General features: G+C 42.8%; 13 protein-coding genes. 1 reads left to right on the top strand and 12 read right to left on the bottom strand.

The window, feature by feature from the left end:
• Window positions 1-26: 26 nt before the first annotated feature.
• The 6 genes from spoVT to rfbA form a co-directional block, all read right to left on the bottom strand.
• Window positions 27-575, bottom strand: a complete 549-nt coding sequence (spoVT, locus tag PGR14_RS11470; protein WP_022220492.1) for a stage V sporulation protein T — start codon at window positions 573-575, stop codon at window positions 27-29.
• 104 nt (window positions 576-679) lie between these two features.
• Window positions 680-1,702 (bottom strand): aminoglycoside phosphotransferase family protein, encoded by a 1,023-nt coding sequence (locus PGR14_RS11465; RefSeq protein WP_055247779.1) that lies wholly within the window; start codon window positions 1,700-1,702, stop codon window positions 680-682.
• 1 nt (window position 1,703) lies between these two features.
• Window positions 1,704-2,249, bottom strand: a complete 546-nt coding sequence (rfbC, locus tag PGR14_RS11460) for a dTDP-4-dehydrorhamnose 3,5-epimerase (protein WP_055247873.1) — start codon at window positions 2,247-2,249, stop codon at window positions 1,704-1,706.
• A 7-nt stretch (window positions 2,250-2,256) separates the two neighbouring features.
• Window positions 2,257-3,180: a dTDP-4-dehydrorhamnose reductase gene (rfbD, locus tag PGR14_RS11455; RefSeq protein WP_022220495.1), complete on the bottom strand. Its 924-nt coding sequence runs from the start codon at window positions 3,178-3,180 to the stop codon at window positions 2,257-2,259.
• Window positions 3,174-4,172 (bottom strand): dTDP-glucose 4,6-dehydratase, encoded by a 999-nt coding sequence (gene rfbB / locus PGR14_RS11450; protein WP_008369702.1) that lies wholly within the window; start codon window positions 4,170-4,172, stop codon window positions 3,174-3,176. Before rfbB ends, rfbD begins: the two co-directional genes overlap by 7 nt.
• 16 nt (window positions 4,173-4,188) lie before the next feature.
• On the bottom strand, window positions 4,189-5,085 hold the full coding sequence (gene rfbA / locus PGR14_RS11445) for a glucose-1-phosphate thymidylyltransferase RfbA (protein ID WP_055247871.1): 897 nt from the start codon (window positions 5,083-5,085) through the stop codon (window positions 4,189-4,191).
• Between the two features lie 191 nt (window positions 5,086-5,276).
• Here rfbA and PGR14_RS11440 point away from each other — a divergent pair, with 191 nt between their 5' ends.
• Window positions 5,277-7,574 (top strand): rhodanese-like domain-containing protein, encoded by a 2,298-nt coding sequence (locus PGR14_RS11440; RefSeq protein ID WP_270223419.1) that lies wholly within the window; start codon window positions 5,277-5,279, stop codon window positions 7,572-7,574.
• 115 nt (window positions 7,575-7,689) lie between these two features.
• On the opposite strand, the gene PGR14_RS11435 is transcribed toward PGR14_RS11440, so the two are convergent.
• The 6 genes from PGR14_RS11435 to PGR14_RS11410 all read right to left on the bottom strand — a co-directional run bounded on the left by PGR14_RS11435 (window position 7,690) and on the right by PGR14_RS11410 (window position 14,550).
• The gene (locus tag PGR14_RS11435; RefSeq protein ID WP_008369706.1) at window positions 7,690-8,598 is read right to left on the bottom strand and encodes a rhodanese-like domain-containing protein; all 909 of its coding nucleotides are present in this window, start codon (window positions 8,596-8,598) and stop codon (window positions 7,690-7,692) included.
• A 110-nt stretch (window positions 8,599-8,708) separates the two neighbouring features.
• Window positions 8,709-10,028 carry a glycosyltransferase gene (locus PGR14_RS11430; protein ID WP_416387073.1) on the bottom strand — a complete coding sequence of 440 codons (1,320 nt, stop codon included), beginning with the start codon at window positions 10,026-10,028 and terminating at the stop codon, window positions 8,709-8,711.
• Between the two features lie 14 nt (window positions 10,029-10,042).
• The gene (locus PGR14_RS11425; protein ID WP_055156750.1) at window positions 10,043-10,972 is read right to left on the bottom strand and encodes a rhodanese-like domain-containing protein; all 930 of its coding nucleotides are present in this window, start codon (window positions 10,970-10,972) and stop codon (window positions 10,043-10,045) included.
• A gap of 14 nt (window positions 10,973-10,986) precedes the next feature.
• On the bottom strand, window positions 10,987-12,276 hold the full coding sequence (locus PGR14_RS11420; RefSeq protein ID WP_242856259.1) for an LCP family protein: 1,290 nt from the start codon (window positions 12,274-12,276) through the stop codon (window positions 10,987-10,989).
• On the bottom strand, window positions 12,269-13,204 hold the full coding sequence (locus tag PGR14_RS11415; RefSeq protein WP_175305219.1) for a glycosyltransferase family 2 protein: 936 nt from the start codon (window positions 13,202-13,204) through the stop codon (window positions 12,269-12,271). Before PGR14_RS11415 ends, PGR14_RS11420 begins: the two co-directional genes overlap by 8 nt.
• Window positions 13,201-14,550, bottom strand: a complete 1,350-nt coding sequence (locus PGR14_RS11410) for an undecaprenyl-phosphate glucose phosphotransferase (protein WP_243172262.1) — start codon at window positions 14,548-14,550, stop codon at window positions 13,201-13,203. Before PGR14_RS11410 ends, PGR14_RS11415 begins: the two co-directional genes overlap by 4 nt.
• Between the last annotated feature and the right edge of the window lie 15 nt (window positions 14,551-14,565).

Here is a 14,565-nt window from a genome sequence, read left to right as displayed (position 1 = left end):
ATGAGAGATTCTTATGAAATATTCCTTTACTGTTCCATCTGTCGTCCCAGAAATCCTGCTGCGCAGAGTATCATCTTCTGTTCCAACTCACCGGGTTTTTTCCTGCCGTCCTTTGCCAGGATCACGACAGAACCGATCGCATCTCCGGCGCAGATGATCGGACTTACCACCTGCCATTTCAGTTCTGCATTCTGTCCCGACACGATGACCGTGAACTTCCGATCCATAGAGGATGCCAGAAACTGCTCCCTTCTTGCGATCACTTCCGCAAGCTGTCTTGTGATCAGCTGTTCCTGAAATTCTTTCTTCCCCGGTCCTGCTGCTGCGATCACCTGATCTGTATCTGTGATACACACCAGATATCCAAGCGTCTGTGCCAGACTTTCCGCATATTGGTCTGCAAAATTTCCCATTTCTCCAAGCGGTGAGTATTTTTTGAGAATGATTTCTCCTTCCCGGTCGGTGAAAATTTCAAGTGCATCACCCTCACGGATACGTAGCGTGCGCCTGATTTCCTTCGGAACGACAATTCTGCCAAGATCATCGATCCGGCGGACAATTCCTGTAGCTTTCATATTGATTCTATTCCTCCTGTGTTCCACATATTTTCCATATTTTATTCGATATGGGTAGTATGTGGAAATACGCAGAATTTTATTACTCCGTATCCCTGAAATCTTTATTTATAATATCTTTCTTCGATCATATCCAGAAAATCCCGTTTTAAATAGTCTTCCATCTTTTTAAATGTTTCTTCGTTGCGGATCAGTCTTCCCGGCTCCTGATATTCTACCCACGCCATTGCACACCATGTAATTCCCCTGAGACACGTGATCGGAATAAAAATGTTCAGACGTTCTTCGATTCCACTCACATCAAATCTGCCATTTACCGCCTGGATATATTTTCTTGTAAAATCAGCCATCTCTTCTTCTGTCAGAATCACATCTGTTTTCCAGAAAGTTGTCGTTGGTGCAAGGAAATGCCCCAGATCCTGAACCGGATCACCATAAAGCGGCTTTTCCCAGTCAACCAGATAATTGTCTTTTCCTGCGCCATTCATCAGGAAATTTCCTGAATTCAGCTCTGTGTTAATACAGCATCTGTATCCACTATAATCCCGGATCTCATTGATCTTCTCCTGTCCCAGCTCCAGAAGACGCCGGATCTGTACTTTTTTCTTTTCTTCTCCCAGATCAGACTTGTAGTATGTCTGCACCATCTGATTACATTCATCCAGAATCGCCTGCAGTGGATTCGATGACGATATCAGTCCATCCGTTTCTTTTACCGGAACACTGTGGATATCCGCAAGACATTCTGCCGCTTCCATCAGATTCTTCCGATAATCCAGTGCACTCCCTTCCAGAAACTCCATAACCATCACACCATACGGCAGTTCCTTCTTACTTCCATCTACAAAAATCGGCACTGGCGTCCGTCCTGAATCCGCCAGAAGCTCCAATGCATGATATTCGTATTCAATCTGATTTTCCAGATGCATCTGGCTTCCTGTATTGACACGAAGCACCAGTTTCTTTCCGGTCAGTGGGTGTACGAACCAGTAGTTGATATTATATTCGCCCTGTGCCAGTGGCTGATAGGCAATCTGAATTTCCTTCTGCTCTTCTTTCCCGATCCCGATTCCTTCCAGATAATGTTCTGTCTGTACATATTCTTTTAATCCCTGAATTCTTTCCATCTTATTCTCCCAGCCTTCCCCACTTTTTATCTTTTTCACTCATTCTGTATGGCACATCAAGCTCTGGCCATGCAACGTTGATCGTCGGATCGTTCCAGGCAATCCCGCCCTCATCATCCGAATGATAAAAATCCGTACATTTGTAGCAGAATTCTGCCTGGTCGCTCAGCACCAAAAATCCATGCGCAAATCCTTCCGGAATGTAAAACTGCTTTTTATTCTCTTCCGACAGTTCAATTCCATACCATTTTCCATAGGTGGCACTTCCTTTCCGGATATCCACCGCCACATCAAATACGGTTCCCCGGATCACCCGGACTAGCTTTCCCTGCGGATATCTCTTCTGAAAATGAAGTCCTCTCAACACTGCTTTTCCAGAACCGGACTGATTATCCTGTACGAACTTCATCGTAAGTCCGGCTTCCTCCATATCCTTCTGATTATAAGTTTCCATAAAATATCCACGCTGATCACCATGCACCGACGGTTCGATCACGCAGAGTCCTTCGATTCCACCTGCATTTTTTTCTACCTTTATCTGTCCCATTTTCCTTTTATCCTTTTCTCTCTGCAAGAACTTCCTGCAAATATCTCTCCAGCGCATTCTTCCAGACCGGCAGTGGCTGAAATCCTTCTTCACAGATCCTTTTTCTGTCAAGTCTGCTGTTAAACGGTCTTGCTGCTTTTGAAATTCCGTATTCTGCTGTCGTAACCGGAATCACTTTTACATCTGCATATTCTTTTTCACCAAGCTTCACAGCCTGTGCGAAGATTTCTTTTGCAAAATCATACCAGCTGACATATTCTCCTTCATTAGTCACATGATAGATTCCATATCGCTTTGTCATCGACAGATTTGCAAGAAATTTTGCAAGATCTGCTGTGTAAGTCGGCGTTCCAATCTGATCACATACCACTCGAAGTTCTTTCCGTCTTTTCCCCTGCTCCAGCATGGTCTTCACGAAATTATTCCCGTTTTTCCCGAATACCCAAGCGATTCGCACAATAAAATACTCTTTCAGTTCTGCTTTCACTGTCTGTTCACCCTGTAATTTCGTTTCACCGTATCGGTTCAGCGGCGAAAACTCCTCACAATCCGGTTCCCACGGTCTGCTCCCCTGTCCACCAAACACATAGTCTGTACTGATATAAACCATTTTAGCATGAATTTTCTGGCAGGCGGATGCAAGATTTGCTGTGCCCTTTCCATTAACTTCCCATACTTTTTCATAGTTTTCCGGCTCTTCTGCCGCATCCACCGCCGTCCACGCCGCACAGTGAATCACAATATCCGGTCTGAGCTTTTTCATTACTGCCTCGACTTCGTTTCTGTCTGTGATATCCATCTTCACATAACGACCTGCTGTTTTTCTCTTTTTGCTGCCGCTTCCCGTCACTTCATATCCCCGGTTTTCCAGTTCACGTACAACATCCTTTCCAAGCTGCCCGGCAGCACCCGTCACCAAAAACTTTAGCATTTTATTTTCATTTCCTTTTCTACGATCGGTCTCCACCACTCCTGATGATTCAGATACCAGTTGATTGTTTTCTTAATTCCTTCTGCAAAAGAAGTTTCCGGAAGCCAGCCAAGCTCTCTGTGGATCTTTGACGGATCGATTGCATATCTTCTGTCATGCCCTTTCCGATCCTCCACATAAGTAATCAGCTCTTCCGGCTTTCCAAGCTCCCTGCAGATCAGCTTCACAATATCAATATTCTTCATCTCGTTATGCCCGCCGACATTGTAAATTTCCCCTTCTTTTCCATGACGCAGGATCAAATCGATCGCCCGGCAGTGATCCTTTACATAAAGCCAGTCACGGACATTTTTCCCATCACCATAGACCGGAAGCGGCCGGTCATGAAGCGCTTCGACGATCATCAGCGGAATCAGCTTTTCCGGCAGATGATATGGTCCATAGTTGTTGGAACAACGGCTGATTGTAACCGGAAGTCCATACGTTCTGTGATAGGACTGTACCAGAAGATCTGCCGCTGCCTTGGATGCACTGTACGGACTGCTCGTATGGATCGGCGTCTCTTCTGTAAAAAATAGATCCGGCCGTTCAAGCGGAAGATCCCCATACACCTCATCCGTAGAAACCTGATGATAACGCCAGATTCCATATTTCCGGCACGCATCCATCAACACTGCCGTTCCCTTTATATTGGTATCCAGAAAGACTTCCGGATTTTCAATCGACCGGTCCACATGACTTTCCGCTGCAAAGTTAACTACTATATCCGGGTGTTCTTCCTCAAACAGCCGGTATACAGTCACCCGATCCGTCACAGATGCTTTCACAAAACGGAACGCTGGATTTTTCATTGCTACTTCCAGGGTTGACATATGCCCTGCATAAGTCAGTGCATCCAGACAGATGATTTGATCCTCCGAATGCTTTTCCATCATATAATAAATAAAGTTGCTGCCAATAAATCCGGCGCCGCCGGTAACAATGATTTTCATAAACTCTCTCCCCTGTCTAAAATAGATTCTCTCTGAACTTTCCTTCTGCTACGTCATGCAAATATTGTCCATACTGATTCTGTCTGTATTTTTCACAGACTTCCAGCAGTGCGTTTCTGGAAATCCAGCCATTCATATAGGCAATTTCTTCCAGACATCCAATTTTCCGGTGCTGATGAGTCTCTACCGTCTTCACAAAATTGGTCGCATCTGTCAGACTCTCATGGGTGCCCGCATCCAGCCAGGTAAAGCCCTGACCCAGAAGCTCTACCCGAAGTCTTCCCTGTTCCAGATAGATCCGGTTAAGATCCGTGATCTCCAGCTCCCCGCGTCTGCTTGGCTTTAACTGTCCTGCATAATCGCTCACCCGGTTATCATAAAAATACAGACCTGTCACACAGTAATTACTTTTCGGATGTTCGGGTTTTTCCTCAATGGAAACCGCCTTGCCCTTTTCATCAAATTCCACGATACCAAACCGTTCCGGATCATCCACATAATATCCAAATATGGTTGCACCGTCTCCTCTCTCCGCTGCTTTTACCGCTTCTAAAAGACGTTTCTTAAGCCCATGCCCGGCAAACAAATTATCCCCCAGGATCATTGCCGCCGCATCATTGCCAATAAATTCTTTTCCTATTATGAACGCCTGCGCAAGACCTTCCGGTCTTTCCTGCACCGCATAGGTTAATTCGATGCCGAACTGATGCCCGTCCCCGAAAAGTTCTTCAAATCTTGGTGTATCCTGTGGTGTACTGATGATCATGATCTCCCGAATTCCTGCACTCATAAGAACTGACAACGGATAGTAGATCATCGGCTTGTCATACACAGGTAAAAGCTGCTTGGATGTCACCATCGTAAGTGGATAGAGCCGGGTTCCTGATCCGCCTGCCAAAATAATTCCTTTCATTTTCATATCCCCGTTTTTCATTTTTATCTTTTTATTCTACCACGAAACAGCAGTTAGTTTAATAAAATCTCTCAATTATACCTATAGATTTTATCTATTTCATTTTTATATATAGATTAAAACAATTATGAAATTTTTGTGAAAACTGTTACAATGTAATCGTAACCTAATTTTGAGAGTAAGGAGGAAAAATGAAAAGAAAATTATTACCAGTATTTCTGTCTTTCGCATTACTTGCGAACGGCTCTCTGACAGCTTTTGCAACTGATTCAAGTGTTGATACCGTTACAGAAAGCGATGCACAGACTACTGTTTCTGAAGATCAAGAGAATCCAGAAGAAACTACTCAGGAAGAAGTTTCTGAAGACGAAGCAGTTCCAGCTGATGAATCTGATGCTATCACAGATTTCGAAACTGCATATAAAGCATATACTTTTGGTGCAAATGTAAGCGGCCCAGATGCTATTTCAGCCGATAAAAATACCGTTGCTGTTTTAGACGTTCGTTCTTCTGCAAACTATGATATTTCTCACTTAGAGGGTTCTTTCTCAACACCTGTATTTAATGAGGATGGCAGTATCATCCAAACTTCTGAAGATGCTACTGCAAAAGCTTTCACAGAAACTGTAACTAATAACGCAAATTTCCAGAACAAAGAGCTTTACCTTCTTTGCAACAGTGGTGCAAGAGGGGCTCGTGCTGCTGCTGTTTTATTACGACGTGCTGGATATGATACCAGTCGTATTCATACCATTACAGGCGGAGCAACAGGTCTTGAAGTTCGTTACGCATTCCTTGGAACAAGCAACGCTGTAACCGGTGCTGAAGCCGTAGCTGCTGTTGATTCAAATGACGTGGTTATCGTAGATGTACGTACAAAAGAGAACTTTGCAAACGGTCATTTGAAAAACTCTCTTTCTCTTCCTGTTTTCTATCTGAATGAAGAAGGAAAACAGGTTGTAGCAGAAACCAACCAAGATCCATATGCAAAAACCTTTGCTGAATATGTGCAGGCTAACCTTTCTACCACCTTCTCAGGCAAAAAAGTATACGTCCTCTGTAACAGCGGCCAAAGAGGTGCAAGAGCCGCCACTGCATTACTTGCAGACAACGGTGTTGACAAGAACACAATCTACACCATTACCGGTGGTGCAGGCGATAAAACAGTACAAAGTGCTTTTGTAACTGTAGACGGCTACAAATTCGTAAGCGGAACTGATGCTATTGCCGCTGCAAAAGACGGAAGTGCATACATTATTGATGTACGTTCTTCAAACGCACAGACAAAGACAGGTACTTTGAAGGGATCTATTTCTCAGTCTCTGTTTGATGATAACAACAAACTTGACACAGCTGAAGCTGAAGCACTTGAAAACGCTTTCAAAGAAAAAATTCCTTCCATAATAACAGAAGACAAACCAATCTACATCATCTGCAACAGTGGTGCAAGAGGGGCTCAGAAAGCAACCAAACTTCTTGGAGAACTTGGCTATAACATAAGCACTAAGGAAGATGGAAAAGTATACACCATAACAAACGGTGCAAAAGGCCTGGAACTTCTGTATGCAATGTCTGGAACAGACGGAAATGCCGTAGACGGAAAAACAGCTGTTGCTGCTGTCGGAAAAGACGACGTAGTAATCCTTGACGTCCGTGCGACAGGTAACTATGGAAGTGGACACTTAAAAGGCTCTATGTCAACACCTGTATTCAATGCAAACGGAGTTGCCAAAACTACAGATGACCAGCTTTCCAAAGATTTCACAAAATATGTAACAGACAACAAAGCCACTCTTGAGAAAAAAGAACTCTATCTTCTCTGCAACAGTGGTGCAAGTGGTGCAAGAGCAGCTACTGCTTTATTAAAAGCTGCCGGATATGATCTTGCAAAAGTGCATACTATCACTGGTGGTGCAAAAGATGCTGATGTAAAAGCTGCTGCAATCTATGTTTCTGACACTCATGTAATCAATAAAATGGCAGATACAAAGAACTACCTGATTCTTGATGTACGTTCTACAGCTTCTTACACAAAAGGACACTTAAAGGGATCTCTTTCCCTTCCACTTTTTGACAAAGATAACAAACTTCCGGATGATCTCGCAAAAGCATTTACAGAATATGTAACTGCTCACAAAGCAGATTTTGAAGGAAAAACAATTTACGTTCTTTGCAACAGTGGTGCAAGAGGTGCTGCAAAAGCAACTCAGCTTCTCAAAGAAGCCGGAATCACCAACGTATTCACCATCGAAAACGGTGCAAAAAGTGAAGTGATCCAGAAGCATTTTGTAACAGATCCTGTCGCTGATCCTGATACAAAGAAAGACAACAATGGCAAAGATAACAATAAAAACCTGAATAACGGTAAAACCACTACTGCTGCTACAACAAAGACAGGAGATACCGCTCCTATCGCTGCTCTCGCAGTTGCAATGCTCGCTGCTCTTGGCGCAATCATTGCATTCGGTAAGAAAAAAATTGTAAAATAATAATTATTCCCAAAAAGGTTACAAAAGCGGGACGTTGACTAAATTGCCAACGTCCCGCTTTTTCAAATTCATTCATATTCATACGATGTTCAGATCTCGTTGATCTGCTTCTCTTTTATTTCTCCAGATCTCCTTCCACACACCATCTGTAAAAAGATTCGTCATAGTTCTCTGAATTTTCAAAGCCACACATTTCCATTACAAGCTGCATATAAGCTGAACGGATTCCTCCGGTACAGTAAGTAATAATATGATCCTCTTTTGAAAGTCCTGCATCTTCAAACATCTTGGTCAGATCTTCATTACTCTTTAATGTACTGTCACTGTTAAACAAATCCGTATAACGGATCTGGATTGCCCCTGGAAGATGTCCCCCATTTGCCTCCCCATACATTGTCTTTCCATTATATTCTTTATCTGTACGGGTATCCACAATTTTACAGTCGTCATAAATCTCTTTCAGCTCATCCGTATTGATCACATGCGTTTCATCAATCGAATCAATTTCTACCGATACCGGTTTCGGCTCTGCTGCTCCTTTGACAGTCTCAACTCCTGCTGCTTTCAGTGCTTTGATCCCGCCATCTACGATTTTCACATCCTCATAGCCTGCCGCGATCAGCTCCCATGCAATCCTGCCATCTTCTCCCCAGCCTTTCTCCGCATTTGAAAAAAGCACGATTTCCTTATCTTTTGCCAGCCCAAGCTCTCCTAATCTTTCGCTCAGGCGCTTTGTATCAAGGATACATCCCCAGTTTGCATCTCCCGCTTCCCCGTCTTCACAGGTTGCCAGATACTGCCATGTCGTTGCCACTGCACCTTTTACAGTACCTTTTTTCGCCTCATCTTCACCTCTTGCATCCACTATGATGATATCGTCCAGATTTTCTTTCACATAATCGGCGGTTACTACATACTTTCCTTCAAATGGTTCACTGCTGTCTGATGCCGAATTCTTTGCACCACATCCTGAAAGTGATGAAATCGCAAGAATTCCTGCAAGAAATAATGCTGTTCTTTTCATAATCTTTTCTCCTCGTCTAATCTTCTTTCTTCTAACTATAACATATCTTCAATCTATTCACTAATTGATTGTCCTTATCCCGGATTAAGTATATTCATCTTTTCTATAAATCACTTTTTCAGCAGACGCATGATTTTTCTCATCGGTTCTGTTATTTTCCAGCTGGTTGAATTTGCATATGTCTGGATCATTTCATCCTGCTCCCTGATCTTATCCTCATATTTCTTAAGCTGCCCTGTTTTCTGTTCCATCCGTCTGCCAAGTTCATCCAGCTGTTCTTCATAATGCGCGGCCTGCCTTCGCTGTCCTTCTATATATTCCTGCTGCTGTTCAATCGCTGCATTTTGTTTTTCAAGCTGTTCTTTCTGCTGCCCGATATACTCATCTTTCTGTTTGAGAATATCTTTATAATACGCCAGTTGCTGGCTTCCTTCTTCAATTTCACTCATCAGCCATGGCGTCTTATACATATGTTCTCCATTCCACTGATACAGATCAAAAATATCCAGATGGAAATGCTCTCTTAAAGTCTCCATTGCATTTGCTTCTCTCATAATCTGCCCCAGCATTTCCATCCCCGCTGCTTTCAGTCCCGGTACTTCCTCTATACATTTCATCAACCAGAATGCTTTTTCAAATTCCAGCTGTAAATGTGATACAGAATCCGGATTCCGGAAATCTTCCCGGAAAAACTGACAAAATTTTTCATCCGTCATCGATTCAACACAATTTTTCCGGATCATGACAGATTCATTAAATGCGCGGACTGAATTTTCTCTTGTTGACATACTGATCTGTTTCTTTCCTTTTATATCCCATTGAAAGCGGATCAGTCTCTCTTCCAGAACCGTGATCTCTGACTCACTTACAAGCCGAAGCCACAGGTCATAATCCGCCAGCTGACGATACAAAAGATTGAAATATCCAATCTTGTCCAAAACGGATTTTCTGACCAGCGCCGAAGGATGACAAAGAAAATTCCCAGATTGCAGAAGCGTATGCAGATATTCTTTCTGTGTCGAACACTTCCTGTCAAAAAGCTCTGCCATATCCCTGCATTCTTCTGACAGATCATTGCCACTTTCATCAACCAGATATACTCTCGTAAAACATGCCCCGAGCATCCGATCCTCTTCCATAACCGTCACTTGCTTTTCCAGCTTGTCCGGCAACCATGCATCATCGCTGTTCATAAATGCCACATAGTCTCCTTGGCAGTGATAAAGCCCCTGATTTGCTGCATAACAGTAAAACGAATTCCGATTCAGTTTAAAATATCTGATCCGTGGATCCTGATAGCTTTTAATCAGTTCTTCTGTTCCATCGGTCGATCCGTCATCTACGATGACAAATTCAAAATCCGGATACGTCTGACAAAGTACGCTGTCAATCGCCTGTTTCAAACAAAATCTCCGGTTATAAGTACACATCAAAACGCTAACCATTATTCTACATCTCCAACAACAGCCCATCTCCAGAATGACTGATCATAATTGTATGTATGTTCAAATCCACACATTTCCATTACCAGCTGTGTATATGCCGAACGGATTCCTCCTGTACAATAAGTGACGATCTCATCATCTTTAGACAGTCCGGCATCCTCAAACATTTTTGTCAGTTCTTCATTGGATTTCAGATATCCCGCATCATCGAACAGATCCGTGTACCGGATATGAATTGCTCCCGGAAGATGTCCTCCCTTTGCTTCATCATACAGGATTGCTCCTTCATATTCTTCATCGGTACGCACATCCACAATTTTGTACTCGTCATAATTCTTCTGTAATTCTTCGGTTGTCATCACATGGGAATAATCAATTTCATCGATTTTTACTTCTGCCGGTTCCGGTTTGGATGCGAGGAACTGTGTCTTGATTCCACTGTCTTTCAACGCCTTCCATCCGCCATCTACCATCTTCACATCTTCATATCCGGCTGCCCGGAGTTCCCAGAGAAGTCTCGCATCATCTCCCCATCCATCTAGGGTCTCACCGATCAGAATAATTTCTTTATCCTTTGTAATTCCAAGATTGCCAAGAGTCTCTTCCAGCTGTTCCGGCTCCTGGATGCACCCCCATTTCTCATCTCCCTGTTTTCCTTCTGTAATACTCCAATCCTGCCATACTGTAGCAATTGCACCTTTTACAGTTCCAAGGATTGCCTTTTTTTCTCCCCTTCCATCTACAAACAGCGTATTTTCATCTCCAACCTTGCTGATTGCATACTCCGGCTCAACGATCCACTCTCCCACAAAATGATTTTCATTGGATTTCTCTGCCGTACTTTCCGTCTTCTGTTTCTGTCCACATCCTGTCAGACCAATTGCTGCTACAAGCAATACACTGCATAACCACTTTGTTATTTTTCTCATTCCTTTTTCCTCCTTTAATCATCACCATAATAGTAATCTTCCTCATAATAATCCGGCGGTGTTTCTGTATCCGGCTGCTGTGGTTCTGTCACTGCTGATGAACCAGATCCACTGTCGGCTGATGAATTGCCAGAATCCGTTCCGGCATTTCCATCTTCCGTCACTTCTATATTACTTTCTGTATGATTCGTTTCCTCAGATGTCTTGTCTTCCGACTTTTCATTCTCTTTTTCCGTCTCGTCTGTTTCCTCATATTTTCCACTGGAAAGCGCATCTTTTATTTCATCATCAATTCCTTTTACTGTCCCTGATACCTGATAATCTGTATCTCCAAACAGGAACTGATGTACTTCGGCAACATTGGATGCCAGTGTATCTGCGATTTCTGTACTTCCTACACCAGAAAGCATTTTGGAATACCTTGTATTTGGAAATCCAAGTGTTTCACCTACTTTATATTTTTGAAAATCTTTCGCATAATTCAGAATTTCAGTAAAAGAAAAATTGGTTGCAATCTGTGGAAAAACACTGTCAGCAATCTTATTGATCGTCGTCAGATCCATCTGCTGCAGCTTCTGCATGATATTCAGAAGGACGATTCTCTGACGCACTGTACGCTGCGCGTCTCCACCATCTGTATAACGGATTCTCGCATAAGAAACCGCCTGTACTCCATTCAGATGATAGCTACCTCCGACTTCCGGCTCAATCTTCTTATAACTTTTTCCGGTTACTTCAGAAGTCTCCACACAATAATTATTCATGTGGACTACTTCTGCATCAGTCAGCTCCAGATTCATTCCTCCCACCGCATCAATTACATCGACTAAGGCATTAAAGTTCACAGATACATACTTCTCAATGTTCATATCCATGTTCTCATTCAAAAGAGCAACACCCCCATCCGGTCCGAAATAAGAATAGGCTGCATTCGCCTTATTATAACTTCCATCTTTCAGCCGCATAAAAGTATCACGGTACACCGATACCATTTTCACTTCATAAGTTTCCTGATTCAAACTTACGATCATGATCGTATCACTTCGATTTCCTTTATCTAGTGACCCATCCCTAGAATCCAGCCCGAATACTGCCACATTCAGATATCCGCTTTTATGCTCCACCTCTTCTGTAATAGACTCTTTCAACGTTTCTTTTTTTACTTCAATCTTCTGAATTTTGTTCACTTTACTGGCAGCATATCCGAATACGGCACCTGCCGCCCCCAGAACAAGTGTCAACACTACGCAAATAATCACTATTATCTTTTTCTTCCATGACCATCCTGCAATTTTTTTAAGCATCCTCATCATTCCTTCCTCTCCAGTAATTATGATTCATTGTCAGTTTCATGATGAAACTTTCCGGTAATTGTCGGTAATGTTTTCCCATCTGGTAGCCCAGATATTTGCACCCGCTTTCCACAAACAGCTGTATAATCTGCAAATATTTTCTTTCTTTTAAAAGCTTTTTCACAAGTGTGCAAATCAGGTGTATGCCTTCTTTCTCTGACTTTACTTTTTCAAATATTTCTGGATGACATGCCTGCGATACACCCTGGTCAAAATTTCTCCTTATCAGCTCTCTGTAAGTATACTCATGAGAATGAATCACCCGTGCATCTGCTTTATAAATAATCTTCCATCCATTTTGGATTGCTCCTGCTGCAAAGATCAAATCTTCATTGAAGATGGCCGGATGCGGAAATCCTCCCAGTTCCAGATAGACTCCTCTCCGATAGGCAGCACATACATTGGAGCAAAAATAAGTTTTTATTCCCAGTTTTGGCAAATCCTTCTGCGATTTAATCTGGCTTTTTGGGGGATAATTGAAAACTCTCGTATATTTTTCCAACAGACCACAGTTCTGATCCGGTATCTGTCTGGCATAAGCTGCCACAGCATCCGGATGCTCATTTAATACTTCTGAAAGCTTTTCCAAAAGAAACGGATCTGCCGGAACTGCATCCTGGGTCATCATGACCACAATATCTGCATCTGACATCCAGATTCCCTGCTCTCTGGTTCTTCCATGATCAAATTCTTTTTCCAAAATCGGAATCTCTGTAACAGAAACCCGGTCTTTACAAACCGAAACATCCAGCTTTATCCCATCCCTGGTGTGTAACAGAATGATTTGCTCCGGAAGGTGCGTCTGTCTGCAGAGCCTGTACAATACTTTATGCAGTTTTTCTGTCGGTCTGTAGACCGGTATGATCACATCTATCTTCATCTTCCGTCAAAAAATCCTTTAAAAATTGTCAGAATCAATATTTTCATATCAAATACCATTGTCCAGTTCTCAATATAGTAAAGATCATATTCGATCCGCTTCTCAATGGAAGTATCTCCCCGGTAGCCATTGATCTGCGCCCATCCAGTCATTCCCGGACGTACCTGATGCTTTACCATATAACGTGGAATTTCATCCCGGAACTTTTGCACAAACTGCGGTCTTTCCGGTCTTGGTCCCACCAGACTCATCTCCCCTTTCAGCACATTAAAAAGCTGCGGCAATTCATCTATACTTGTTCTGCGGATCAGCTTTCCAACCGGTGTAATCCTCGGATCATTCCTGGTAGACCATTCTGCTTTTTCCTTTTCTTCATCCTGCATGATCATAGACCGAAATTTGTACATATAAAATACCTGGTTATGCAGTCCAACTCTTTCCTGCCGGTAGATCACACTCCCTTCCTCTGTCAAGGCAACCACCAGCACAGTAAGCAGCATGACCGGTGAAAAAAGAATGATTGCAACCGTTGCCCCAATCAGATCAACTGCCCTCTTTGCCGCCCTGTTCCGCATGATATTCAGTGGAACTCTGCGGACATGGATCACCGGAATCCCCTGCACATCCTCAATATAAGGCCTGGTAGAAATCACATTTCCAAAATCAGGAATCATTTTCGTGTGTACCCCTGCCTTCTCACAGACATCCACAATCCGCTCCAGTTTTCCATAATCCTCTGCACGAAGCGCAATCACAACCTCATCCAGTTCATTCCCCTCCAGTATTCTTTCCAGTTTCTCTTCATCTTTCAGATGGGCAAACACTTGATATCCCCACTTTGGATTCTCTCTCAGCCTGTCCATATACTGTTCTGCCATCTGACTCTCTCCAATCATCAGGATATGTTTCTGATTCAGTCCCTGCTTTCGCATTTTCCACAAAATTGTGCGAATCAGATATCTCGAAGCAAATTCCAGCGAGATGTTTATAAAGAAGAAAATACACAGCATCTGTCTTGAAAAATGCTCCTGCTTTATAAAATAAAGTACCAGGATAAAGATCATAAATCCAATTCCATTGGCACGGATGATATCCATCAGCTCCTTACGGTAACTTTTTACCCTCCTTGGCATATAAAGCTGAAAAATACTATACAAAAGCAGATATCCAGGGATTATTAAAAACAAAGCTGAAAAATACGTTTTCGCCGGAAGAACCCCTACGTCCTGCACAAAAAACCCACTTTTAAATCTCAGATACCATGAGAAAAAATATGTAGCACCAATGATTCCCGCATCCATACATACCTGCGCTTTATTTAACATCCGCTGATTGTTCTTTATCAAAATACCACCATCTTT

This window comes from Coprococcus sp. AF99-45, assembly GCF_027663865.1.
In the GTDB taxonomy this organism is placed as follows: domain Bacteria; phylum Bacillota; class Clostridia; order Lachnospirales; family Lachnospiraceae; genus Allocoprococcus; species Allocoprococcus comes.
The sequence above is the reverse complement of the archived record's forward strand: the minus strand, read 5'-3'. Positions and strand labels throughout refer to the sequence as shown.